Origin of the sequence: Actinomycetospora chiangmaiensis DSM 45062 (assembly GCF_000379625.1) — a bacterium.
Lineage (GTDB): Bacteria > Actinomycetota > Actinomycetes > Mycobacteriales > Pseudonocardiaceae > Actinomycetospora > Actinomycetospora chiangmaiensis.
In genome coordinates, this window is the sequence record NZ_KB903218.1 from 497,138 (window position 1) to 520,231 (window position 23,094).

A 23,094-nucleotide genomic window follows, 5' to 3' on the forward strand; every position below is an offset into this window, starting at 1 on the left:
ACACGCCAGAAGTCGCAGGACGAACGGCCTGTGCCCGGAAACGACGACGGCGCCCGGGCCAGGGGCCGCGGGCGCCGTCGAGTCGCTCTGATCAGGACTTGAAGGCGTCCTTGATCTTCTCACCGGCCTGCTTGATGCTGCTCTTGGTCTGGTCGGCCTTGCCCTCGGCCTCGAGGGACTCGTTGCCGACCGCGCTCCCGGCGGACTCCTTGACCTTGCCCTTGAGCTCCTCGCCCTTGTTCTCGGCCTTGTCGGCGCCGCTCATGGCGTCCCCTTCCGTGATGGGCGTCGGATCGTGCGATCCGCTCGGCCACTGACGTACCCGATCGGGATCAGCGGGAACCGCCCCCTCCGTCCGGGCAGGTCCCGAGGAGTGGGCGGACGACCGGGACCCCGCCCGGCTCACCGCTCCGTGAAGTCCGTGAGCCCCTCGGGCTCGCGGTCGGTGACGTCGACCCCCGTGACGTCCGCGCGGGGTGGGCCCTGGTGCGCCCACCCGACCAGGGCGTCCACCGCCTCGTCGTCACCCTCGGCCACCATCTCGACGGTCCCGTCCGACCGGTTGCGCACCCACCCGGCCACCCCGAGCCGTCGGGCCTCCTGCTCCGCGCTCGCGCGGAAGAACACACCCTGCACGGTGCCGTGGACGACGAGGTGACGCGCGCTCATGGCGTGCTTCGTACCCTGGACCCGGCGCCGCGATGCGACTTGCCCCGTCGTCGAACATGTGTTCGAATCTAGCTCATGACCGCGGTGTTCACGCCCTCCCTCTTCGACGGTGCCGACCTCGTGCCCGGGCGCCCCGGCGACGTCTCGTGGTCGGGTGCCCACCGGACGCAGCTCGACGAGCGGTCCTGGGTCGACGTGGTGCCGGGCTGGCTGCCGGGCGCCGAGTCGTGGTTCTCGCATCTGTCGCACGAGGTCCCGTGGCAGCAGCGGCGGCGCCGGATGTTCGAGCAGGAGATCGTGGAGCCGCGGCTGACCTCCGGCTGGGCGCTGGCCGACGCCCCCGCGCCGTCGGACGAGCTGGCCGCGCACCTGGTGGAGCGCTACGACGTGGCCTTCGACCGGGTGTCGGCGAACTTCTACCGCGACGGCACCGACTCCGTGGCCTGGCACGGGGACCGCGTCCGGTTCACGCACCCCTCCCCGGTGGTCGCGATCGTCTCGCTCGGGGCGCCACGGCGCTTCGGACTGCGCCCGGTCGGGCCGGCGGGGGCGAGCGGGCGGCGCGGCGGCGGGACCCGCTGGCTGACGGTCTGCGGGGGCGACCTGCTGGTGATGGGCGGGCGGTGCCAGCACGAGTGGCAGCACACCGTGCCCAAGGAGCCCGGCGCGGGTCCGCGCATCAGTGTGACGTTCCGCCACTCCGACCCGGGGCCGGTGGCCGCACGGTCCGAGCGGGCGCGGGAGATCCCCGCCTGGGCGCTGCGCTGAGCCCGGCCGGGAGAGGGTCAGACGGGCAGGTCCGACTCGTCGCCCTCCTCGCGCGCGCCGACGATGCGGCGCTCGGCCTCGGTGATCCGCAGGTCGTTGATGCTCGCCTCCCGGCGGCGCATCAGGCCGTTGTCGGCGAACTCCCAGTTCTCGTTGCCGTAGCAGCGCCACCACTGGCCGTCCGCGTCGCGACACTCGTACTGGAAGCGCACCGCGATCCGGTTGTCCGCGAACGCCCACAGCGACTTGCGCAGCGCGTAGTCGAGCTCGCGCTCCCACTTGCGGGTCAGGAACGCCACGACCTCCTCGCGCCCCCGGACCCACTCGCTGCGGTTCCGCCAGACCGTGTCGGCGGTGTAGGCGAGCGAGACCTTCTCGGGGTCGCGGGTGTTCCAGGCGTTCTCGGCGGCCCGGACCTTCTTCGCGGCGCTCTCGGCGTCGAAGGGCGGGAACGGGGGCCGGGGCTCCTCGGTGGGGGTGCTCATGACGATCACCTCACCACGCCGGGCGCGTCGTGGGGGTGCGAGGGCGCCGCTGGGTAGCGTGACCCGGACATCCCGGCCGGACCGGGCCGAGCGACGGGGGACGCATGCGGGTGCTGGGCGTCGACCCCGGGCTGACGCGATGCGGTTTCGGCGTCGTCGAGGGCGTGCGCGGCCGCGAGGTCCGGGCCGTCGCCGTGGACGTCGTCCGCACCCCGCCCGACGACGACGTCGCGGCCCGGCTGGGTGCCATCGCCGACGCGGTCGAGGGGTGGATCGCCCGGCACCGCCCCGATGTCGTCGCGGTGGAGCGGGTGTTCAGCCAGCACAACGTGCGGTCCGTCATCGGCACCGCACAGGCCGGCGGTGTGGTCGCCCTCGTCGCCGGACGGGCCGGGCTGCCGGTCGCCTTCCACACGCCCTCCGAGGTGAAGGCGGCGGTCACCGGTTCCGGACGGGCGGACAAGGCGCAGGTCACGGCCATGGTCACGCGCGTGCTCGCCCTGGACGCCCCGCCGCGGCCCGCCGACGCCGCCGACGCCCTCGCGCTCGCCGTCTGCCACTGCTGGCGCGCCCCGATGGCCGCCCGGCTGGCCGAGGCGGAGGCGCGGGCGGCCGAGCTCTCCCGCGTGCACGCCGCGAAGCTCGCGGCCGCGACCCGGCGGCGCGGCGCCCGCTGACGGCTCACCCGCCCGTGCGTGGCCCCGGCGGCGGGTCGGGGCGGCGGTGTCGGACCCTCGCGGTAGCGTCCCGCGTCGAACAGGTGTTCGTGGGGCGGGCGGGTCGGGGAGAGGTGGACGATGATCTCGTCGTTGCGCGGTGAGGTCCTCTCGGTGGGGCTGGACCACGCCGTGGTCGAGGTCGGCGGGGTCGGGATGGCTGTCCAGGCCACACCCAACACGCTCGCCGGGCTGCGTCGCGGACAGGCGGCCCGGCTCGAGACCGCGCTCGTGGTGCGGGAGGACTCCCTCACGCTGTTCGGCTTCGCCGACGCCGCCGAGCGCGAGCTGTTCGGCCTGCTGCAGACCGTCACCGGGGTCGGTCCGCGCCTCGCGCTCGCCACCCTCGCGGTGCTCGATCCTGCCGCGCTCTCGCGGGCCCTGGCCGACGGCAACCTGACCACGCTCATGAGCGTCCCCGGCATCGGCCGCAAGGGCGCCGAGCGGCTCGTCGTGGAGCTGCGGGACAAGGTCGCGCCGCCGGACCCGGTGGCCGACCTGCCGGCCGACGACGGGGCGACGGGCTCGGTGGTCGCCTCGGGCACGATGCGCGAGCAGGTGGTCGAGGCCCTCGTCGGGCTCGGCTTCGCGGCGAAGCCGGCGGAGAAGGCGGTCGACGAGACCGTGGGCGCGCTCGGGGAGACCGCCGGGTCGTCGGCGGTCCTGCGCGCGGCCCTGCACCGGCTGGGGCCGAACCGATGAGCGGCCAGCGGTGTCACGGGAGGACGGCGTGAGCGGGGACGAGCTGTCCGCCGACCTGGAACGGGCGCTCGCGGCCACCCGGGAGGTCGGGGAGTCCGACCTGGAGAACCGCCTCCGGCCCGCCCGGCTCACCGAGTTCATCGGGCAGCCGCGCGTCCGTGAGCAGCTCGACCTCGTGCTGCAGGGCGCGATGCGCCGTGGCCGCCCGCCGGACCACGTGCTGCTGTCGGGCCCGCCCGGGCTGGGCAAGACCAGCCTCGCGATGATCATCGGTACCGAGCTGGGCAGCGGGGTGCGCATCACCAGCGGACCGGCGCTCGAGCGGGCCGGTGACCTCGCGGCCATGCTCTCCAACCTGGTCGAGGGCGACGTCCTGTTCATCGACGAGATCCACCGGATGGCACGTCCGGCCGAGGAGATGCTCTACCTCGCGATGGAGGACTTCCGGGTCGACATCGTCGTCGGGAAGGGCCCCGGGGCCACCTCCATCCCGCTCGACGTCGCGCCGTTCACCCTCGTGGGCGCCACGACACGGGCCGGGTCACTCACCGGCCCGCTGCGCGACCGCTTCGGCTTCACGGGCCACATGGAGTTCTACGAGCCGTCCGACCTGGAGCTCGTGGTCGCCCGCAGCGCCCAGATCCTCGAGGTCGACCTGCAGCCCGACGGTGGGCGGGAGATCGCCCGCCGCTCGCGCGGCACGCCCCGCATCGCCAACCGGCTGCTCCGCCGGGTGCGCGACTACGCCGAGGTCCGCGCCGACGGGCGCGTGACCCGCGACATCGCCCGGGCCGCGCTCGCGGTCTACGACGTCGACGAACTGGGCCTCGACCGGCTCGACCGCGCCGTGCTCGGGGCGCTCGTCCGGTCCTTCGGCGGCGGCCCGGTCGGGGTGTCCACGCTCGCCGTCGCGGTGGGGGAGGAGCCCGGCACGGTGGAGGAGGTCTGCGAGCCCTATCTGGTGCGCGCGGGCATGCTCGCGCGCACCCCACGGGGGCGCGTCGCCACCCCGGCGGCCTGGCGACACCTGGGCGAGACGCCCCCCGAACCGGACGCTCAGGACGAACCGGATGACCACGGCCCGCCCACGCTCTTCGGTTGAGCTGGCAGACTCGGAGGCGGACCCACCGTCAATCCGACCGAGTACCCGCATTGGAGAGAGATGGACCTCCTCTTCCCCCTGCTGATCGTCTTCATGATCGGCATGATCTTCTTCTCGAACCGTCAGCGGAAGAAGCAGCAGCAGCAGCAGGAGAGCCTGCAGAACGCGATCGCCGTCGGTGACGTCGTGCTCATGACCTCCGGCATCAGCGGCACCGTCGTCGACGTCGACGACGAGCGCACCATCGACCTCGAGATCGCGCCCGACGTCATCACCACGTGGCTGCGCGCCGCGGTCCGCGAGAAGCTGTCGACCGACGCCGAGGGGGTCACCCCGGTCGAGGACGCCGAGGACGCGACCGCGGTCGAGTCGTCGCCGACGGTGGCAGCCCCGGCCGTGGCCACCGAGCCGCAGGACGCCCGCCCCAACGGCACCGGCGTGTCCGCCGGCACCCAGGAGTCCCGCAACAACTGACACCGTCCGTAGCGGACGCCGACCGGGCGTCCGTCGCGGGCCGGGTGCGGTCGTGGTCGGAGGGTGGTCCTACCCTGCGGTGAGGCCTCTCGGGGGCCGCCGCGGCCGAGCGCCGCGGCACCCCGCGCGGCGGGCGGGGCGTCGGACGCCGGGCCCGCCGCCGGCCGACCCGAGGACACGATCCCGCCTGACCCAGGAGTTCGCAGCGTGGCCCCTCCCACCGTCCGGTTCCGGCCCGGGCGCTACCTGGCCGTCTTCGTGGCCATCGTGGCGGTCCTGTACGGCCTGGTCTTCCTCACCGGAGACGGTCGGCCCACCCCCAAGCTCGGTATCGACCTGCAGGGCGGCACGCAGGTCACGCTCACCGCGCGCACCGAGACCGGAGCCGCGCCGACGCCCGACCAGCTGAACCTCGCGCGCCAGATCATCGAGCAGCGCGTGAACGGCCTGGGTGTCTCCGGCGCGGAGGTCGTCCAGAACGGCAACAACCTCGTCATCACGGTCCCGGGCACCTCGGGCGACCAGGCCCGCAGCCTCGGCCAGACCGCGCGGCTGTACTTCCGCCCGGTGGTCAACGGGCCGGTCGCGGCCACCCCGGCCACCGCCCCGCAGGGCCAGTCCGGCCAGCAGGGCCAGACGGGGCAGCAGGGCCAGACCGGCCAGCAGGGCCAGCCCGGGAGCACCGGTGCGGCCACGCCCGGACAGGCGCCCGCCGGTCAGTCCGTGCAGCTGCCCGCCCAGCAGCCGACCCCGCCGTCGCCGTCGCCCGGCGGCGGCACGTCGCAGGACCCACGGCTGGCCGCGGCGATCGCGCAGGCCAAGCAGACGCGGCAGAGCACCGACCCGGCCGTCCAGGCCCGGGCGCTCACCACGCTGAACTGCGCCGCGGACGACCCGCTGCGCGGCTACGACGACCCGACGCGCCCGCTCGTGGCGTGCGACCGCAACGGCACCGCGAAGTACGTCCTCGGGCCGTCGATCCTCTCGGGCACCGAGGTGGCCGGCGCGAACGCCAGCCCCAACCCGCAGGGCGCGGGCTACGTCATCGACGTGACCTTCAAGTCCGAGGGCGCGGGCATCTGGGCGCAGTACACGGCCGCCAACATCGGTCAGGCCGTCGCGTTCGTGCTCGACTCCGAGGTCGTCTCCGCGCCGGTGATCCAGGCGGCACAGCCCGCCGGCAACTCGCAGGTGAGCGGCAACTTCAACCAGCAGTCCGCGACGGACCTCGCGAACGTGCTGCGCTACGGCTCGCTGCCGCTCTCCTTCGACACCTCCGACGCCCAGACGATCTCGGCCACCCTCGGGCTCGCCTCGCTGGAGGCCGGCCTGATCGCCGGTGTGATCGGCCTGGCCCTGGTGTTCGTCTACTCCTTGTTCTACTACCGCGCGCTCGGCGTGCTGACGATCCTGTCGCTCGTCCTGTCGGGCCTGATCGTCTACGCGGTGCTGGTCCTGCTCGGGCGCAGCATCGGCTTCACGCTCGACCTCAGCGGGGTCGCCGGGTTCATCGTCGCCATCGGCATCACGGCGGACTCGTTCGTCATCTTCTTCGAACGGATCAAGGACGAGATGCGGGAGGGGCGGAGCTTCCGCTCGGCCGTGCCGCGCGGGTGGGTCCGCGCCCGGCGCACGATCCTCTCGGGCGACGCGGTCAGTTTCCTCGCCGCCGTGGTGCTCTACGTGCTGGCCGTCGGACAGGTCCGCGGCTTCGCGTTCACCCTGGGCATGTCGACGATCCTCGACCTCATCGTCGTCTTCCTCGTCACGCACCCCCTGCTGGCGCTCGCCTCGAACTCGAAGCTGTTCGCCAGCCCGGCGTGGTCCGGCCTCGGCAAGGTGGCGAACCAGTCCCGGTCCACCGGCCCGCGCCCCGGCGCGACGCCCCGGGTGGGGGCCCGGGCCGGGAGCTCCCGCAGTTCCAGCACCCGTAACCGCTCGACCACGCGCAGCGGCTCCGGCCGCGGAGGTGCCCGATGACCCGCGCAGGCGGCCGTCCCGGCCGCGACGCCCACGACGACCCCGAGGACCTGGTGTCCGAGGACGCCGGACCCGACCCCGACGGTGACGCCGAGCCCGACGACGACGTCGCCGCTCCCGCGGCGCGGCGCGGCCGGCGCAGCCGGCTCGACGCGCTGTACGAGGGCAACGGCGGCCTCGACATCATCGGCCGGTCGAAGACGTGGTACGCCGTGTTCGGCGCCGTCGTCGTGGTCTGCCTGCTCTCGATCATCCTGCGGGGCTTCAACTTCTCGATCGACTTCGAGGGCGGCACGTCGGTCCAGTTCCCCGCCCGCGGGGCGACGGGGGTGGCCGACGTCAGCCAGGTGCAGCAGGTGTTCGACCAGGCGGTCGGGCGCCCGGCCGAGAGCGTGCAGACCGCCGGCACCGGCACCAACGCCACGATCATCATCAAGTCCGACCGGCTGTCCCAGGGCGAGGTCGTCGGCCTCCGGCAGGCCCTGTTCACCCGGTTCCAGCCCCTCGACAGCGCCGGCGTCCCCGACCAGAACGCGGTGAGCGACAGCGCGGTCAGCGCGAGCTGGGGCGGTGAGATCACGCGGCAGGCGCTCATCGCGCTCGTCGTCTTCCTGGTGCTCGTCTCGATCTACCTGGCGTTCTACTTCGAACGGCGGATGGCCCTGGCCGCCCTCGTGGCGCTCGCGAACGACATCGTCGTGACGGCGGGCGTCTACTCCCTGGTCGGGTTCGAGGTGTCCCCGGCGACGGTCATCGGTCTGCTGACGATCCTCGGGTTCTCCCTCTACGACACCGTGGTCGTGTTCGACAAGGTCCGCGAGAACACGCGGGGGCTGCAGAGCCTCACGCGGCGGACCTACGCCGAGGCGGCCAACCTCGCGGTCAACCAGACCCTGATGCGGTCGCTGAACACCTCGCTCATCGCGGCCCTGCCGCTGATCGGCCTGTTCGTGGTGGGCGTCGTGCTGCTGGGCGTCGGGGTCCTGGGCGACCTCGCCCTCGTGCAGCTGGTCGGCACCATCATCGGTGCCGCCTCGTCGGTGCTCCTCGCGACGCCGATCGTGGTCGACCTGGCGATGCGGGACCGGACGTGGATCCAGCAGGCCCAGCGCGTCACGGCCCGGCGTGCGAAGAACGCCCGGCGCGCCGAGGAGGGCCCGACGCCCGGCGAGAGCACCGAGGTCATCGACACCCGCGCGGTCGCCGCAGCCGGTGCCGGGGTCGCGTCCCGGCCGGTGGTCGACGGGCGCGCGTCGACGGCGCCCCGTCCCGGCGCCCGTCCGGCGGGGAAGTCGGGCCGGCCGAGCGGCAAGCGTCGCCGGTGAGCCCGGCCACCGACCGGGAGACCGTCGAGCAGCTGTTGCGGGCGGTCCCGGACTTCCCGGAGCCGGGCATCCGGTTCTGGGACCTGACCCCGGTGCTGGCCGACGCGGCCGGACTGGCCGCGACGACCCGGCTGCTCAGCGAGCCGGTCGCGGCGAGCGGGGTGGACGTCGTCGTCGGAATCGAGGCGCGGGGCTTCCTGCTCGGGGCCGCGGTCGCGCAGGCGCTCGGGCTCGGGATCGTGCCCGTCCGCAAGCAGGGCAAGCTCCCGGTGGTGGCGGCGTCGCGGTCCTACGACCTGGAGTACGGCTCCGCGACCCTGGAGCTCCCCGCCGACGTGCTGGCCCCCGGGACCCGGGCGCTGCTCGTCGACGACGTGCTGGCCACCGGCGGGACCGCCGCGGCCGCGAGCGAGCTCGTCGAGAGCTGCGGCGCCCACGTGGCCGCGCTCTCCGTCGTGCTCGAGCTCCCGGCGCTGGCCGGCCGTGACCGCCTCGGCGGCCGCCCGCTGCACACCGTGCTGGAGCGCTGACCCGGCGACGGGCGCCCGAGGTCCGTCGTCCGGGAGGGGATTGAGCACACCCGGCCCGGGAACTACTCCTCTGCGTCCACGAATTGCTTCGCCCAGCTAACATTCTGGACGGCCGTTCGAGAAGGAGGACGATGACCATCCAGGCGACCGGTCGCCGCGCGGACACCGGGGACGACGGGCCGGAGGAGCCCACCCCGACGGATCGGGTGGTCCGCCCCTCGACCCCTGCCGGTGCGCCGGACCCGACGCCGCGGCCCCACGGGCCCCGCGCCGTGGTCCGGACCCGCGACCGGCTGCTCGCCTCCGACCCGGGCCACGTCCGGCTCGCGCTCGCCTCCCGGGCGGCCGTGGCGCTGGCGCTGTCCCTCGGCGTCTCCGCGGTGCTGGCCTCGGTCCTCGGGCTCGCCGGCATTCAGGCGATCATCGTGCTGGTCCTCGGCGCCGTGCTCACGATGATCACGACCTTCACCGCCGCCGATCCCACCCCGGGCGGCCGCGCGATCACGCAGGTGTGTCTCCCGCTGGCGATGCTCGCCGGGATCACGCTGAGCACCCTCGTGGACAAGCACCGCGTGCTCTCGCTGTCGGTCTTCGTCGTCGTGATGTTCGTGGTCGTGTGGGTGCGCCGCTTCGGGCCGCGCGCCTTCGCCTGCGGCATGGTCGCGTGGATGGGCTACTTCATCGCCCTGTTCCTGCAGCTGACGTTCGCCCAGCTCCCGACCGTCCTGCTCGCCGTCGCGACGACCACGGTCCTGCTGCTCCTGATCGCCCTGGTCGTCGCCCCGCAGCGTCCGGCGCTGCGGCTGCGCCGGATGGTCGACTCGTTCGGCGCCCGGGTCCGTATCGCGGTCGCCGAGCACCGCGACCCCGACCTGCGCCCGGCCTGGCGGCGGGCCGACGAGACCGCCCGCGACCGCGCGGTCCTGCGCGTCAACGAGGCCGCGGTGCTCGTCGACGGCCAGCTCGCGATCCCCGGTTCGCTCGCCGACCCCGCCCGGGCCGGCGACGTCCGGGCCGCCGTGATCCGGGTCGAGGCGGCGCTGGCCCGCGCGCTGGACGACGACCCCATCGACGACCCCACCGACGACCCCATCGACGACCCCATCGACGACCCCACCGACGACCCCATCGACGACCCCACCGACGACCCCACCGACGACCCCACCGACGACCCCACCGACGACCCCACCGACGATCGCGCCGTCACCGACGCCCTCGCCGCCCTCGACGCGGTCCTCGACGACGACCGGCGCGGCCGGCCGCGGCCCGACGACGGGACGGGGGAGCCCGCTCCGTTCACGCCCGCCACCGACCTGTTCGCCGGGTTCCTGCCCGGCAGCGCCATCACCGTCGGGCCGATGGTGGCGCCGGAGGACGACGCCGCGGACCGGCGCGCGGGCGGGATGCTGCTGTCGACCCGGCAGGCCTGGCAGATCTCGCTCGCGGGCGCCCTCGCGATCGCGCTGGGCGACGCGGTGTCGGGGCAGCGCTGGTACTGGGCGGTCCTCGCCTGCTTCCTCGCCTTCACCGGGACGGCCACCGCGGCCGAGACCGTCCGCAAGGCCGCGCAGCGCACGGTGGGGACCCTGGTCGGCGTCGTCGTCGCGCTCGTCGTCGTGCCGTGGCTCGGCCACTCGACGGCCGTCTCGCTGACCGTGATCCTCGTGGCGATCTTCGTCGGGTTCTACCTGTTCCGGGTGTCGTACACGTCGCTGGCGTTCGCCGTGACACTGATCGTCGCCGAGCTCTACGAGTTGCTCGGCACCTACTCCGGCGGGCTCCTCGCGCTGCGCGTGGGGGAGACGGCGCTGGGTGCCGTGATCGGCGGTGTCGTCGCGGTGTCGTTCCTGCCGATCACCGCGCTGCGGGCCGAGCGCGCGGCGCGGACGCGGCTCGCGGAGGAGCTGCGCGCGGCGACCACCGACGTGGCCGCGGTGGTGCACGGGACCGCCACGGAGCGCCCCGACCTCCACGCCCGCGCCCGGGCGCTCGACGCCGCGGTGCACCAGCTCGCCCTCATCGGCGTGCCCCTCTCGCTGCGGTTCGCGCCGGGCGGCGCGCGGCGGCGTCCGACGATCGCCCGGCGGCTCGCCGCGTGGGTGCGGTGCGCGGTGCGGGTGCGGGCGCTCGTCGAGGCCGCGCTCCAGCTCGAGCGCACCCGGCGCTCCGACCCGGCCGTGCGCCACGAGCGGGTCGGCGCCGCCACCCGGGCCGTCCAGGGCCTGGTCGACGCGCTCGCCGAGGGCCGCGGCCCGGGGGAGCACCGGCACCGGGGCTGGGAGGACGCGCCGGACGACCTGCTCACCGAGCTCTCGGCCCTGCACGGCGCACTCGTGGCGCTGCACGAGATCGACCCGGACGCCGCCGCGGCGGACGCGGAGATGTCACCCCCACCCGTCGTCGGGACGGCCGGGCTGTGCGGACGCGTGACCGACGAGCGGGGCGCGGGCCTGGCGGCCGTCGTCACCGTGGTCGACCCCGACGGGACGCAGCGGGGCCGGGTCCACGCCGCGGCCGACGGCCGCTTCACCGTGGACGTTCCCGACGACGGATGGCGGCAGCTGGTCGTCGCGGCCGACGGTTACGCGCCCTACGCCGGGCGGGTGGCGGGCGGGACGCACGACGTGGTGCTGCGCCCGTCCCGCGTCGCCCGCCGCTGAGCGACCACTCACCGGACGGCGGTCCGGGGCGACCACGGGCCGCCGCCCCGGGGGGACCGACCGGCGACGTCGCCGGACACCGTCGTCGCTCCTGACCTACGCTGGACTGATTCCGGGGACGAGGGCGTTCCACGGGATGCGCAGGAGGCCGTACCAGCGGAGGTGACCGTGAGCCAGGACGTGGGGCCGGTCGACACGGTCGAGGGCACCGGGGAGGCCGGAGCCGCCGCGGAGCCGACCGTCGGGTCGACCGAGCCGCGGGAGGCCCACCGGCTGGAGCCGGTCGCCGGATCCGGCGGTGCGCGGCCGCGGTCCGCCACCCGGCGCGTGCGTGCGCGCATCGCGCGGCGTATCACCGCGCAGCGCACCGGGCCGATCAAGCCGGTCCTCGAACCGCTCGCCACGGTCCACCGGGAACTCCACCCGAGCGCCGACCTCGCGATCCTGCAGCGCGCGTACGACACCGCGGAGGCCTTCCACGAGGGCCAGATGCGCAAGTCGGGCGACCCGTACATCACCCATCCGCTCGCCGTCGCGACGATCCTCGCCGAGCTGGGCATGGACTCCACGACGCTGGTGGCGGCGCTGCTGCACGACACCGTCGAGGACACCGAGTACTCGCTGGAACGCCTCGCCGCGGATTTCGGCGCCGAGGTCGCACACCTCGTCGACGGGGTGACCAAGCTCGACAAGGTCCAGCTCGGGGCGGCGGCCGAGGCGGAGACGATCCGCAAGATGGTCGTGGCGATGGCGCGCGACCCGCGGGTCCTCGTCATCAAGCTGGCCGACCGGCTGCACAACATGCGCACGATGCGCTTCCTCAAGCCCGAGAAGCAGGCCAAGAAGGCCCGCGAGACGCTCGAGGTGCTCGCGCCGCTGGCCCACCGGCTGGGGATGTCGACGGTCAAGTGGGAGCTCGAGGACCTCGCGTTCGCGATCCTGCACCCGAAGCGCTACGACGAGATCGTCCGCCTCGTGGCCGACCGCGCCCCGAGCCGCGACACCTACCTGCGCTCGGTGATCGACGAGGTCTCGGGCCAGCTTGAGGCGGCGCGGGTGAAGGCCGAGGTGCTCGGGCGCCCGAAGCACTACTACTCGATCTACCAGAAGATGATCGTCAAGGGTAAGGACTTCGACGACATCCACGACCTGGTGGGCGTGCGCATCCTCGTCGAGGACGTCCGCGACTGCTACGCCGCGATGGGCATGGTCCACGCGCTGTGGCAGCCGATGCCGGGCCGGTTCAAGGACTACATCGCCCAGCCCCGCTTCGGGGTGTACCAGTCGCTGCACACCACCGTGATCGGGCCGGACGGGCAGCCCCTCGAGGTGCAGATCCGCACCCACGAGATGCACCGCACCGCCGAGTACGGCATCGCCGCGCACTGGCGCTACAAGGAGACGAAGGGCTCGCACAACACCGCCGGGCTCGAGCTCGACGAGATGGCCTGGATGCGCCAGCTGCTCGACTGGCAGCGGGAGGCGGCCGACCCCGGCGAGTTCCTCGAGTCGCTGCGCTACGACCTCGCCACCCGCGAGATCTTCGTGTTCACGCCCAAGGGTGACGTGATCACGCTGCCGCACGGCTCCACCCCGGTGGACTTCGCGTACGCGGTGCACACCGAGGTCGGCAACAAGTGCATCGGCTCGCGGGTCAACGGCCGGCTCGTCGCGCTCGAGCGCCAGCTCGAGAACGGTGAGGTCGTCGAGATCTTCACCTCGAAGGCCGAGAGCGCGGGCCCGTCGAAGGACTGGCTCGGGTTCGTCTCCTCGCCCCGGGCGAAGCAGAAGATCAAGCAGTGGTTCGCCAAGGAGCGCCGCGAGGAGGCGATCGAGGAGGGCAAGGACTCGATCACCCGCGAGGCGCGGCGCACCGGCCTGCCGCTGCAGCGGCTCGTGTCCGCCGACTCGATGGGCGCGCTCGCCCGCGAGCTGCGCTACGCCGACGTCACCGCGCTCTACGCCGCGGTGGGGGAGCACCACGTCTCCGCCCGCCACGTGGTGCAGCGTCTGGTCGCCCTGCTCGGCGGGGTGGAGCAGAACGAGGACGAGCTCGCCGAGCGCGCGACGCCCTCGACGGTCCAGCGCCGCCGGGGCACCGGCGACGTCGGGGTGGTCATCAACGGCGTCGACGCCGACGACGAGTCCTCGTCGACCGACCTGTGGATCAAGCTCGCCCGCTGCTGCACGCCCGTCCCCGGCGACGACATCCTCGGGTTCGTCACGCGCGGCGGCGGCGTCTCGGTGCACCGGACCGACTGCACCAACGCCGACGACCTGCGCTCCGAGCCGGAGCGGCTGGTCGACGTCAGCTGGGCCTCGTCGTCGACCGCGGTGTTCCTCGTGGCGATCCAGGTCGAGGCGCTCGACCGGCACCGGCTGCTCTCCGACATCACGAAGGCGCTCGCCGACGAGAAGGTCAACATCCTCTCCGCGTCGGTGACGACGAGCCGTGACCGCGTCGCCGTCAGCCGGTTCAGCTTCGAGATGGGCGACCCGAAGCACCTCGGGCACGTGCTGCGCGTGGTCCGCAACGTCGAGGGCGTCTACGACGTCTACCGGGTGACGTCGGCCAGCTGAGGTGCTCCGCAGATGAGCAGGAAGTGGGGCTGCGACCCCACTTTCTGCTCACGGGCGAGCACGAGGAGGAGCCCATGGGACGACACGACGGCAACGTCGCCATCGTGACCGGTGCCGGGCGTGGCATCGGCCGGGCGATCGCGGAGACGCTCGCGGCCGAGGGCGCCGTCGTCGTCGCGACCGACGTCGACGAGGCCGCCGCGCACGACACCGCGGCCGCGGTCGGTGGCACGGGCATCGCGGCCGACGTCAGCGACCGGGCGGCGGTGGACGCCCTGGTGGCCCGGGTGCTCGAGCAGCACGGTCGGATCGACGTGCTGGTCAACAACGCCGGCTACGACGAGGTCGGGCCCTTCGTCGACTCCGACCCCGACCGCTGGGGCCGCATCATCGGGATCAACCTCTACGGCGTGCTGAACACCTGCCATGCGGTGCTGCCGGTGATGATCTCCCGGCGGCGCGGGGCGGTGGTGAACCTCGGGTCCGACGCGGGGCGCGTCGGCTCGTCCGGCGAGGCCGTGTACTCGGCGGCCAAGGGCGGGATCATCGCGTTCACCAAGACCGTCGCCCGCGAGACCGCCCGCCACCAGATCCGCGTCAACTGCGTGTGCCCGGGCCCGACCGACACCGCGCTGTTCGCCTCGGTGGTCGAGGGCAACGACCGGCTCCGCGACGCCCTGATCAAGTCGATCCCGATGCGGCGGCTCGCGCAGCCCGCCGACGTGGCGCCCACGGTGTCGTTCCTCGCGTCCGGCGAGGCCGGCTTCGTCACCGGCCAGACGGTCAGCGTCAGCGGCGGGCTGTCGATGTCCTGAGCGTCGCGCTCGTGATCGTCGACGCGCTGCCGTGGACCGCGACCCGGACGAGGATGCAGGACCGGGCGACGGAGCAGGCGGCCTGCTCACGTCAGAGGCGAGGAGGCACGGATGTCCTTCGATGACTACGGCCAGCTGGTGTTCGAACGCCGGGACCACGGCGTCCTGCTGATCACGATCAACAACCCGGACAAGTACAACGCCACCGACGAGCAGCTCCACGGCGAGCTCGCCCGGGTCTGGCGCGAGGTGGACGCGGACCCCGAGGTGCGGGTCGCGGTGGTGACCGGGGCCGGGAAGGCGTTCTCCGCCGGCGGCGACCTCGCGATGGTGGAGCGGATGGCGGGCGACCACGCGCGGGTCTCGCACATGCTCAAGGAGATGTCCGAGCTGGTCTACGGGATCATCGACTGCGAGAAGCCGATCGTCTCGGCGATCAACGGCGTGGCCGTCGGGGCGGGCGTCGTGGTGGCCCTGCTGGCCGACGTCGCGATCGCCGCCGAGGACGCGAAGCTCGGCGACGGGCACGTCAAGCTCGGCGTCTCCGCCGGGGACCACGCCGCGATCATCTGGCCGCTGCTGGCCGGCATGGCGAAGGCGCGCTACTACCTGCTCACCGGCGAGATGGTGACCGGGGCGGAGGCCGAGAAGCTGGGCATGGTGGCGAAGGCGCTGCCGCGGGACCAGGTGCTCGCCGAGGCGCTGCGGGTCGCGGACGTGCTGGCCACCGGGTCCCAGCAGGCGATCCGGCTGACCAAGAAGTCGCTGAACAACTGGCTGCGGGCGATGGGACCGACCTTCGACCAGTCCGCGGCCTACGAGATGCTCTGCTTCCTCGGCCCCGACGTCCACGAGGGCGTGGCGGCGCTGCGGGAGAAGCGATCTCCGGTGTGGCCGTCGGCCACGTGAGCAGAAAGTGGGCCCATAGCCCCACTTTCTGCTCACCTGCGGGTACCGCACCCCCGTGAGCGCACGCGATCTCGCCCGCGACTTCGTCGCCGGCGTGATGGAGCACGACTTCGACCGCATGCACGCGGCGCTGGCGCCCGACGCGACCTGGAGCGTGCCGGGCGACCACGGCATCTCCGGGGTCGCCCGAGGTGCCGACGCCGTGGTCGAGCGGGCCCGGGCGGTGGCGGCCGGGGGCGTCTCGATCCGGCTGCAGTACGAGTTGACCGGACGGGACCGGGTGGCGGTGCTGCTGCACAACACCGGCGAGCGGAACGGGACGGTGCTCGACGAGCAGGTCGTCATCGTGTTCACCGTCGCCGACGGGCGCATCACCGCGGCGGAGAACCTGATCTCCGACGTGCCGGGCCTGGAGGCGTTCTTCCGGGCCGGGCGGTCCTGAACGCCCGGGTGTGGCGCCGGTCGAGCTCGGGCACTCCCGATCCTCCGGCGAGCGGCGCCCGGGCGCTCGGCCGACCGAGCACCCCGGAGCGCGATGAAGGAGTACGACGACGTGACCGACACGACCGCGCAGCTCGGGGAGCAGGTCTTCCGCCTCGTCTACCGCAGCCGCACCACGATGGGCAGCGAGAACCGGCCCGCGGAGCTCGAGGAGATCTTCGAGGTGTCGCGGCGCAAGAACCACGACCGCCGGCTCAGCGGGGCGCTGCTCGTGTGGCAGGACACCTTCGTCCAGGTGCTCGAGGGCGACGAGGCGACGGTGCGCGAGCTGTACGCCACCATCGACGCCGACCAGCGGCACGAGAAGGTGGAGACGCTCGACGAGGGCGTGGTCTCCGCGCGCGCCTTCGGGCAGTGGGCGATGGCGCACGTGTCCGACGGCGAGGGCGCCGACCTGCCCGCCGCCCGCGGCGCGGAGGCGCCCGACATGCCGCACGCCATCCCACGGATCGAGGACCGGCGCCAGGCGATGCTGCTCGACCTCATGCGGGAGTACGCCAACCCCGACATCGAGCCGGTGGCGTCGCCCGGTGAGAGGTCAGAGGGCGACAGCCCTCGCTAGAGCCCACACGCGGCGCACGGCGTCGCCTTGACCATCGCGTCGGCGGACGCGAACTCGTAGGGGAAGTCCGCCCGCGGCAGCCCGCACCGCGTGGCGTCCGCGTCCCCGTCGGCGAGCAGGTGGACGTCACCGGACGGGCGCCGGAACAGGTCGGGCTTGCCCGCGTAGACCCGTCCGGGCCGCAGCCCGGGGTAGTCGCTCCAGGTGAACCGCGAGGCCACGACCAGGGTCATGGCCGGAGCGTAGAACGGATCAGCTCGCCTCGGGGACCACGTCGACCGCGGGATCGGAGTGGTACTCGGGGCGGGCACTGCGCGGGTCGAGCGGGTTCACCGTCCCGGGGTCGACCTCGCCGTCGGACGTGCGCAGCAGCGACCGGACGCCGTTGTCGACCACGGTCACCAGCGGCACCGCGAGCAACGCCCCGGGGATGCCGGCGACGACGAGGCCGCAGGCGATCGGGAGCACCACCGCCAGCGGGTGCAGCTTGATCGACTTGCCGAGGAAGAGCGGCTGCAGGATGTAGCCCTCGAGGTTCTGCACGGCGAGCAGGAGCAGCACGACGAGCAGGGCGTCGGTGAGGCCGCCGCTGACGAGCGCGACCAGCGCCGCGACGGCGCCCGAGATGACGGCGCCCAGGGTCGGGATGAACGCGCCGAAGAAGATGAGGGCGGCCAGCGGGACCGCCAGCGGGACGCCGATGAGCCAGAGTCCGATGCCCGCCGTCACCGCGTCGATGAAGGCCACGACGATGATCGCCCGCGTGTAGCCGACCAGCGAGGCGAACGCCCGGCGGCCGGCGACGTCGGCCCGGTCGCGCACCGCCCGCGGGACGCCGCCGAGCAGGAAGCGCCAGATGGCTCCGCCGTCGTGGATGAGGAAGATCAGCGTGAACAGGGCCAGCAGGCCCTCGGTCAACAGCTCGCCCACGGTGCCGACGGCGCTCAGCGCGCTCGTCGCGATGGCGGCCTGGCTCGACTGGATGCTGCCGAGGATCTGGTCGCCGATCTGGGCGAACTGCTGGTTGTTCAGTCCGAGCGGCCCGGTGCGCACCCAGTTCTGGATCTCGGCGAGGCTCCCGGAGAAGGCGCTCGTGAGCTGGGGGAGCCCGGAGATGAAGGCGTAGACCACCCCGGTGAACACGCCGCCGACGATGGCGAGCCCGCCGATGATGACGATCGCCGTGGCGAGGGCGTGGGGGAGCCAGCGGACCTTCGAGCTCATCAGGTGGGCCTCGGGCGCGAGCAGCGAGGCGAGGATGAGCGCGATGACCACCGGGATGAGGACGACCGAGAGAGTGCTCGCGACGTAGATGACGGTGGCGACGGCGGCCGCGATGAGGACGACGCGCCACGCGAGCCCGGCGGCGACGTCGAGGCCGCGCGGGATCGTCCAGCGCTGCTTCGGGCGCTTCGGGCTCGCCTCCACGAGCGGCCGGGCCGTGGTGGTCTGTCCCGCCGCGGGGTCCATGCGGTCGCCCACCACCTCCGGGGCGCCGGTCCCGGTCCCACGCTGCGCCGTCACGGGCGTCACGGTAGACCCGCGCTGGTCGGAGGGCCGGACGGCCGACCTGAAGATGAGGCGTCCGGGCGCATCGTGTCCCGGGCTTCTTGATCGGTGCAGAGCGGCGTAGGCTGAGGGCCGTGAGCCGTCGCGCGAAGATCGTCTGCACGCTGGGTCCGTCGACGTCGTCCCCGGAACGGATCCGAGCCCTCGTCCGGGCCGGGATGGATGTCGCCCGGCTCAACTTCTCCCACGGTGAGCACGCCCAGCACGCGGAGGTCTACCGCCTCGTGCGCGAGGCCGCCGACGCCGAGGGCCGCGCGGTCGGCATCCTCGCCGACCTGCAGGGCCCGAAGATCCGGCTCGGCCGCTTCACCGACGGGCCGCAGATGTGGGCCACCGGCGAGACCGTCCGGATCACCACCGAGGACGTCCCCGGCACGCACGACCGGGTGTCCACCACCTACAAGGGCCTCGCCGACGACGTGCGGCCGGGCGAGTCGCTGCTGATCGACGACGGGAACGTCTCGGTCGAGGTGACCGCCGTCGAGGGCCGCGACGTGGTGTGCCGCGTCGTCGAGGGCGGCCGCGTCTCGGACAACAAGGGCATCTCGCTGCCGGGCACCGTGGTGTCGGTCCCGGCCATGAGCGAGAAGGACGAGGCCGACCTGCGCTTCGCCCTGGGCCTGCGGGTCGACATGATCGCGCTGTCCTTCGTGCGCTCCCCGGCCGACGCCGAGCTGGTCCACAAGATCATGGACGAGTACGAGTGCCGGCTGCCCGTGATCGCCAAGCTGGAGAAGCCCGAGGCGGTCGACGCGCTCGAGGCGATCGTGCTGGCCTTCGACGCCGTCATGGTCGCGCGCGGTGACCTGGGCGTGGAGCTGGCGCTCGAGGACGTCCCGCTGGTGCAGAAGCGCGCGGTGCAGATCGCGCGGGAGAACGCGAAGCCGGTGATCGTCGCGACGCAGATGCTCGAGTCGATGATCCACAACTTCCGCCCGACCCGCGCCGAGGCCAGCGACGTCGCGAACGCGGTGCTCGACGGCGCCGACGCGGTGATGCTCTCGGGCGAGACGTCGGTCGGCGACTACCCCATCGAGACGGTGCAGACGATGTCGCGCATCGTCGAGGCCGTCGAGTCCGGCCCGGCGTCGGTGCCCGCGATCCAGCACGTCCCGCGGACCCAGCGCGGCGTCGTCACCACGGCCGCCCGCGACATCGGCGAGCGGCTCAACGCCCGCGCGCTCGTCGCCTTCACGCGCTCCGGGGACACCGTGCGCCGCCTCGCCCGGCTGCACACCCGGCTGCCCGTGCTCGCGTTCACGCCCGTGCCGGCGATCCGCTCGCAGCTCGCGCTCTCCTGGGGCGTCGAGACGTTCCTCGTGCCGTGGGAGGAGACGACGGACGCGATGATCGCCCGCGTCGACGCGTCGATCCTGCAGATCGGCCGCTTCGCCCCCGGCGAGCTCGTCGTCATCGTCGCCGGCTCGCCGCCCGGGCAGGCCGGCAAGACCAACCTCATCCGCGTGCACCGGCTGGGCGAGGACACGCACTAGTCGGTTGGATGGGGGCATGGCGCACCCGTTCGACGCCCTGACTGCCGACGTGATGCGGGCCGGTGGCTCGTGGAAGTGGTCGGGCCAGGGCGTCGCCGACGGGACCGACCGGCACGGCCGCCCCCTGCTCGGCGCGTTCGTCGCCGAGATGGACTTCCCGACGGCGGACGTGGTCGCCGACGCGGTCCGCGCGAGCGCCGACGCGTCCCGCTTCGGCTACCTCGCCGACGCGTGGGTCGCGGACCTCGCCGAGGCGTGCGCCGCGTACTGGACCGACCGCTTCGGCTGGTCGGTGGACCCGGAGCGGATCCGGCCCGTCCCCGACGTCATGACCGCGCTGGTCGCGACGATCGAGCACTACACCCCGTCCGGAACGCCGGTGCTGCTGCCGATGCCCGCCTACATGCCGTTCCTGACGGTGCCCGGGCGGCTCGGGCGGGAGATGGTGCCGGTGCCGATGGCGCGAGCCACCGGCTCGTTCGCCCTCGACCTCGACGCCCTGGACGCGGCGTTCTCGCGGTCGGGCGCGCGGCTGCTCGTACTCACGAACCCGCACAACCCCACCGGGCGGGTGTTCACCGCCGAGGAGCTCGCCGCGGTGACGGCCGTCGTCGAGCGGCACGGCGCGCGGGTGTTCGCCGACGAGATCCACGCCCCGCTGACGTTCGACGGCCGGGCGCACGTCCCGTACGCGTCGACCTCGGCGGCGGCCGCGGCGCACACCGTCACGGCGACCTCGGCGTCGAAGGCGTGGAACCTGCCCGGTCTCAAGTGCGGCCAGGTGATCCTGTCGAACGACGCCGACGCGGCGACCTGGGCCGAGCGCGGTTACCTCGCCGAGCACAGCACCGCGACGCCGGGTGTGCTCGCCTCGACCGCGGCGTACCGCGACGGGAAGGCCTGGCTCGACGACGTGCTGGCCTACCTCGACGGCAACCGCGCCCTGCTGCGCGACTCGCCCCTGCCCGGCGTCGGGACCGTGGTGCCGGAGGGGACGTACCTGGCGTGGCTGGACGCGTCCGGCCTCGGGCTCGACGAGCCGCCGGCGGCGTTCTTCGCCCGGGAGGCCGGCGTGGTGCTGACCGACGGGGCACGCTGCGGCGGCCCGGGCGGGATGCGGATCACCCTCGCCACGGCGCGCCCGGTCCTCGCCGAGGCGCTCGAACGGATGGCGGCGGCCCTGCACTGACGTGCAAGCAATGCGTCACTGCGTGCACCCAGCGCCAGGAAAAGCGGCACCGTCGGCGCCTAGGGTGGAGGTATGCCGCTGTCGTTCTCGGAGGAGCGTGAGACCGGCCTGGTCGCCGTCACGCTGACCGACGAGTCGGGCGAGGTCGTGCAGACCCGGGTGGTCGGTGCCGACGAGCTGAGCCGGATCGCGGCCGCCGCCCGACGGGCCGCCGCGCGGGCCCGGGAGCGGGGCGAGCCGCTCTTCGTGACGCTGGACGAGCTGATCGACGACCCGCCCGCGTAACACCGCGTCGCCGTCACCCGACGTCACACCCGGGGGCTCGGTCGTCCACGACCGGGTGGGGACGCCGGGGGGCGTACGTGCACGCAGATTCGGCAACGAGCCGTCGAGTCACGGCCGGACACGACACGGGGGTCGGGCGCATCCCGCGGATGCGCCGGTCGACGGAGGACGTCGAGCCGTCGTCGGGCTCACGATGGTGGTTCGTCCCCCACGCCGCGGTGACGGCCGTCGTGGTCGCGGGCCTCGCGATCCCGCGCCAACTCGTCCTGATGGACGGCGGTCTGCACCTGTCGTCCGCGACCGCACTGCGCGGCCTGGTCGACGGCCGGTGGGGGGACCTGCTGACGTGGCGCCCGGTCCTCGCGCCGAACCTCACCGTCGAGGCGCTCGCGCTGGTGCTGACCCCGGTGCTCGACGGTGACGTCGTCGTCCGGGGCCTGGCGGTCGTCGTCGTGCTCGGCTTCTCCGGGGCGGTGCTGCTGCTCGCGCGAGCGGCAGGGGCGCCGTGGTGGTCCGCGACCCTGGCCCTGCCGTTCGCGGCGAACGTGAGCCTCATGGCGGGCCTGCTCGGCTTCGCCGCGGCCGTCGTGCTCGCCGTGATCACGATCGCCGTCGCCCTGCGCCCCGTCCGCACTCGGCCGGTCCAGCTCGCCCTGCTGCTCGCGCTGACCTGGTTCACCCACCTGATCCCGGCGCTGTCGGCGGTCGTGGCCGTCGTCGCGGTCCTCCTGGTCCGGGTCGGGATGCGTCGCACGCTGCGGTCCGCCGGTCCCGGGGTCGCGGTGGTGGCGCTGCTGACGCTCGGCTTCGCCGCGACCGGCGGGAGCGACGGCGGGATCTCCAGCCGCTGGTTCGGCGGGGGTGCCCGCGCCGCGGACCTGACAAAGGCGGTCGCGAGCTGGTCGCGGTGGGAGTACCAGCTGGTGCGGGTGCTCACGGTGCTGCTCGTCGTCGCGGTCGTCCTCGTGGTCGCGGAGCGGGTCCGCCGACGTCGGGTGACCGGCGCACCGTGGCTCCGGCGGATCGACGGCCTCCTGGTCGCCGCCCTCGTGCTCGAGGTGATCGCGGTGGTCACCCCCGAGAGCATCGGGTCGGTCAGCCTCGCGGCGACCCGGCTCGCGGTGCTGCCGCCGGTCCTGCTCACCGCGTGGGTGGGGGCCCAGGCCGGCGCGCGGGGGACGTTCGCCGACGGCTCGTCGCGGCTCGCCCGGACGGGGACCGCCGTGGTGGCGGTCGCGGCCGCCGCGGCCGTCGGGGTGACCGTGGCGCTCGTGGTCGTCCGGACGGGCCCACTGCGCGCGGAGGGCGAGCGTCTCGCCGAGATCCGGTCGATGAGCGCCTGTGCACCGCACGGCGCCACCATCGTGCAGCTCGACACCGACGACGGGCGCGACCGGGCGGTGACGCTGCGCCCCGACTCGTCGTTCGTCGGGTACGTCGCGGCCGACGCGGGGCTGCTGGACCTCGGCAACGTGTCGGGGACCGCGTCCTACTACGTCTGGGGCTACACGGACCGGGCCCGCGCCGTCCCGGTGCTCGCCCCGAGCCAGGACGCGCTCGAGTCCGTGCCGCCCGACGTCGACCTGGCCGGCGCGATGCGGGCGGGCTACCCGCTCGACAGCGTGCTCGTCGTCGGGACCCCCGATCCCGCCGACGACGCCTGGCGCCCCACCTCGGTCGCCCTCGGAGCCGGTTTCCGGCAGGTGGCGACGACGAGGGCGGGGTCGCTCTGGGTGCGGCGCGATCTCCCGGCGGGGTGCTGAGCCGGAGCCACGATGTG

Annotated in this window: 23 protein-coding genes; 18 read left to right on the forward strand and 5 right to left on the reverse strand. The window is 73.8% G+C overall.

Features of this window, described 5'->3' with window-relative positions; genetic code table 11:
* Positions 1–91: 91 nt before the first annotated feature.
* Together A3CO_RS30590 and A3CO_RS0107055 are read right to left on the reverse strand one after the other, a co-directional pair.
* Positions 92–265, reverse strand: a complete 174-nt coding sequence (locus A3CO_RS30590) for a CsbD family protein (protein WP_018331540.1) — start codon at positions 263–265, stop codon at positions 92–94.
* 137 nt (positions 266–402) lie between these two features.
* Entirely contained in the window at positions 403–669 is a 267-nt protein-coding gene (locus A3CO_RS0107055) for an acylphosphatase (protein ID WP_018331541.1), read from the reverse strand.
* A 75-nt stretch (positions 670–744) separates the two neighbouring features.
* Here A3CO_RS0107055 and A3CO_RS30595 point away from each other — a divergent pair, with 75 nt between their 5' ends.
* Positions 745–1,437, forward strand: coding sequence for an alpha-ketoglutarate-dependent dioxygenase AlkB (locus A3CO_RS30595; RefSeq protein ID WP_018331542.1), 693 nt, complete (start codon positions 745–747; stop codon positions 1,435–1,437).
* 17 nt (positions 1,438–1,454) lie between these two features.
* Here the strand turns inward: A3CO_RS30595 and A3CO_RS0107065 are convergent, their stop codons facing one another.
* On the reverse strand, positions 1,455–1,922 hold the full coding sequence (locus tag A3CO_RS0107065) for a nuclear transport factor 2 family protein (RefSeq protein ID WP_033413937.1): 468 nt from the start codon (positions 1,920–1,922) through the stop codon (positions 1,455–1,457).
* A 104-nt stretch (positions 1,923–2,026) separates the two neighbouring features.
* Here A3CO_RS0107065 and ruvC point away from each other — a divergent pair, with 104 nt between their 5' ends.
* The 13 genes from ruvC to A3CO_RS35430 all read left to right on the forward strand — a co-directional run bounded on the left by ruvC (position 2,027) and on the right by A3CO_RS35430 (position 16,778).
* Positions 2,027–2,599: a crossover junction endodeoxyribonuclease RuvC gene (ruvC, locus tag A3CO_RS0107070; protein WP_018331544.1), complete on the forward strand. Its 573-nt coding sequence runs from the start codon at positions 2,027–2,029 to the stop codon at positions 2,597–2,599.
* A gap of 120 nt (positions 2,600–2,719) precedes the next feature.
* A complete protein-coding gene (gene ruvA, locus A3CO_RS0107075) occupies positions 2,720–3,340 on the forward strand; it encodes a Holliday junction branch migration protein RuvA (protein ID WP_018331545.1) in 621 nt (206 codons plus the stop codon).
* A 28-nt stretch (positions 3,341–3,368) separates the two neighbouring features.
* Entirely contained in the window at positions 3,369–4,442 is a 1,074-nt protein-coding gene (gene ruvB, locus A3CO_RS0107080) for a Holliday junction branch migration DNA helicase RuvB (protein WP_018331546.1), read from the forward strand.
* A gap of 60 nt (positions 4,443–4,502) precedes the next feature.
* Positions 4,503–4,916 carry a preprotein translocase subunit YajC gene (gene yajC, locus A3CO_RS30600; RefSeq protein WP_018331547.1) on the forward strand — a complete coding sequence of 138 codons (414 nt, stop codon included), beginning with the start codon at positions 4,503–4,505 and terminating at the stop codon, positions 4,914–4,916.
* 207 nt (positions 4,917–5,123) lie between these two features.
* Entirely contained in the window at positions 5,124–6,896 is a 1,773-nt protein-coding gene (gene secD / locus A3CO_RS0107090) for a protein translocase subunit SecD (RefSeq protein WP_018331548.1), read from the forward strand.
* Entirely contained in the window at positions 6,893–8,221 is a 1,329-nt protein-coding gene (gene secF / locus A3CO_RS0107095; RefSeq protein ID WP_018331549.1) for a protein translocase subunit SecF, read from the forward strand. Before secD ends, secF begins: the two co-directional genes overlap by 4 nt.
* A complete protein-coding gene (locus A3CO_RS0107100) occupies positions 8,218–8,751 on the forward strand; it encodes an adenine phosphoribosyltransferase (protein ID WP_018331550.1) in 534 nt (177 codons plus the stop codon). Before secF ends, A3CO_RS0107100 begins: the two co-directional genes overlap by 4 nt.
* A gap of 131 nt (positions 8,752–8,882) precedes the next feature.
* Complete coding sequence (locus A3CO_RS0107105) at positions 8,883–11,411, forward strand: FUSC family protein (protein WP_018331551.1); 2,529 nt, start codon at positions 8,883–8,885, stop codon at positions 11,409–11,411.
* Positions 11,412–11,684: 273 nt separating this feature from the next.
* Positions 11,685–13,991, forward strand: a complete 2,307-nt coding sequence (locus A3CO_RS0107110) for a RelA/SpoT family protein (RefSeq protein ID WP_033413941.1) — start codon at positions 11,685–11,687, stop codon at positions 13,989–13,991.
* Positions 13,992–14,065: 74 nt separating this feature from the next.
* On the forward strand, positions 14,066–14,806 hold the full coding sequence (locus A3CO_RS0107115; protein WP_026204361.1) for an SDR family NAD(P)-dependent oxidoreductase: 741 nt from the start codon (positions 14,066–14,068) through the stop codon (positions 14,804–14,806).
* A gap of 111 nt (positions 14,807–14,917) precedes the next feature.
* The gene (locus A3CO_RS0107120; RefSeq protein WP_018331554.1) at positions 14,918–15,715 is read left to right on the forward strand and encodes an enoyl-CoA hydratase/isomerase family protein; all 798 of its coding nucleotides are present in this window, start codon (positions 14,918–14,920) and stop codon (positions 15,713–15,715) included.
* 55 nt (positions 15,716–15,770) lie between these two features.
* Complete coding sequence (locus A3CO_RS0107125; protein WP_018331555.1) at positions 15,771–16,157, forward strand: nuclear transport factor 2 family protein; 387 nt, start codon at positions 15,771–15,773, stop codon at positions 16,155–16,157.
* Positions 16,158–16,268: 111 nt separating this feature from the next.
* Positions 16,269–16,778 carry a BLUF domain-containing protein gene (locus A3CO_RS35430; protein ID WP_157647133.1) on the forward strand — a complete coding sequence of 170 codons (510 nt, stop codon included), beginning with the start codon at positions 16,269–16,271 and terminating at the stop codon, positions 16,776–16,778.
* Here the strand turns inward: A3CO_RS35430 and A3CO_RS0107135 are convergent.
* Positions 16,775–17,011, reverse strand: coding sequence for a hypothetical protein (locus A3CO_RS0107135; RefSeq protein WP_018331557.1), 237 nt, complete (start codon positions 17,009–17,011; stop codon positions 16,775–16,777). The genes A3CO_RS35430 and A3CO_RS0107135 overlap by 4 nt on opposite strands.
* Before the next feature lie 19 nt (positions 17,012–17,030).
* Entirely contained in the window at positions 17,031–18,302 is a 1,272-nt protein-coding gene (locus tag A3CO_RS0107140) for an AI-2E family transporter (RefSeq protein ID WP_157647135.1), read from the reverse strand.
* A gap of 119 nt (positions 18,303–18,421) precedes the next feature.
* On the opposite strand from A3CO_RS0107140, the gene pyk reads away from it, so the two are divergent.
* The 4 genes from pyk (at position 18,422) to A3CO_RS0107160 (ending at position 23,077) form a co-directional block, all read left to right on the forward strand.
* Positions 18,422–19,840: a pyruvate kinase gene (gene pyk / locus A3CO_RS0107145; RefSeq protein WP_018331559.1), complete on the forward strand. Its 1,419-nt coding sequence runs from the start codon at positions 18,422–18,424 to the stop codon at positions 19,838–19,840.
* A 16-nt stretch (positions 19,841–19,856) separates the two neighbouring features.
* Entirely contained in the window at positions 19,857–21,029 is a 1,173-nt protein-coding gene (locus A3CO_RS0107150) for a MalY/PatB family protein (RefSeq protein ID WP_018331560.1), read from the forward strand.
* 72 nt (positions 21,030–21,101) lie between these two features.
* The gene (locus A3CO_RS0107155; protein ID WP_018331561.1) at positions 21,102–21,314 is read left to right on the forward strand and encodes a hypothetical protein; all 213 of its coding nucleotides are present in this window, start codon (positions 21,102–21,104) and stop codon (positions 21,312–21,314) included.
* 149 nt (positions 21,315–21,463) lie between these two features.
* The gene (locus A3CO_RS0107160) at positions 21,464–23,077 is read left to right on the forward strand and encodes a hypothetical protein (protein WP_018331562.1); all 1,614 of its coding nucleotides are present in this window, start codon (positions 21,464–21,466) and stop codon (positions 23,075–23,077) included.
* The last annotated feature ends 17 nt before the right edge of the window (positions 23,078–23,094 follow it).

Excerpts from the sequence above, each read along its gene's own strand:
- yajC (WP_018331547.1), top strand. The coding sequence starts at position 4,503 with ATGGACCTCCTCTTCCCCCTGCTGATCGTCTTCATGATCGGCATGATC.
- A3CO_RS0107105 (WP_018331551.1), top strand. The coding sequence starts at position 8,883 with ATGACCATCCAGGCGACCGGTCGCCGCGCGGACACCGGGGACGACGGG.
- A3CO_RS30590 (WP_018331540.1), bottom strand. The coding sequence starts at position 265 with ATGAGCGGCGCCGACAAGGCCGAGAACAAGGGCGAGGAGCTCAAGGGC.
- A3CO_RS0107135 (WP_018331557.1), bottom strand. The coding sequence starts at position 17,011 with ATGACCCTGGTCGTGGCCTCGCGGTTCACCTGGAGCGACTACCCCGGG.
- A3CO_RS0107065 (WP_033413937.1), bottom strand. The coding sequence starts at position 1,922 with ATGAGCACCCCCACCGAGGAGCCCCGGCCCCCGTTCCCGCCCTTCGAC.
- ruvC (WP_018331544.1), top strand. The coding sequence starts at position 2,027 with ATGCGGGTGCTGGGCGTCGACCCCGGGCTGACGCGATGCGGTTTCGGC.
- A3CO_RS30595 (WP_018331542.1), top strand. The coding sequence starts at position 745 with ATGACCGCGGTGTTCACGCCCTCCCTCTTCGACGGTGCCGACCTCGTG.
- A3CO_RS0107055 (WP_018331541.1), bottom strand. The coding sequence starts at position 669 with ATGAGCGCGCGTCACCTCGTCGTCCACGGCACCGTGCAGGGTGTGTTC.
- A3CO_RS0107155 (WP_018331561.1), top strand. The coding sequence starts at position 21,102 with ATGCCGCTGTCGTTCTCGGAGGAGCGTGAGACCGGCCTGGTCGCCGTC.
- ruvA (WP_018331545.1), top strand. The coding sequence starts at position 2,720 with ATGATCTCGTCGTTGCGCGGTGAGGTCCTCTCGGTGGGGCTGGACCAC.
- A3CO_RS0107150 (WP_018331560.1), top strand. The coding sequence starts at position 19,857 with ATGGCGCACCCGTTCGACGCCCTGACTGCCGACGTGATGCGGGCCGGT.
- A3CO_RS0107115 (WP_026204361.1), top strand. The coding sequence starts at position 14,066 with ATGGGACGACACGACGGCAACGTCGCCATCGTGACCGGTGCCGGGCGT.
- A3CO_RS0107160 (WP_018331562.1), top strand. The coding sequence starts at position 21,464 with ATGCGCCGGTCGACGGAGGACGTCGAGCCGTCGTCGGGCTCACGATGG.
- A3CO_RS0107120 (WP_018331554.1), top strand. The coding sequence starts at position 14,918 with ATGTCCTTCGATGACTACGGCCAGCTGGTGTTCGAACGCCGGGACCAC.
- secF (WP_018331549.1), top strand. The coding sequence starts at position 6,893 with ATGACCCGCGCAGGCGGCCGTCCCGGCCGCGACGCCCACGACGACCCC.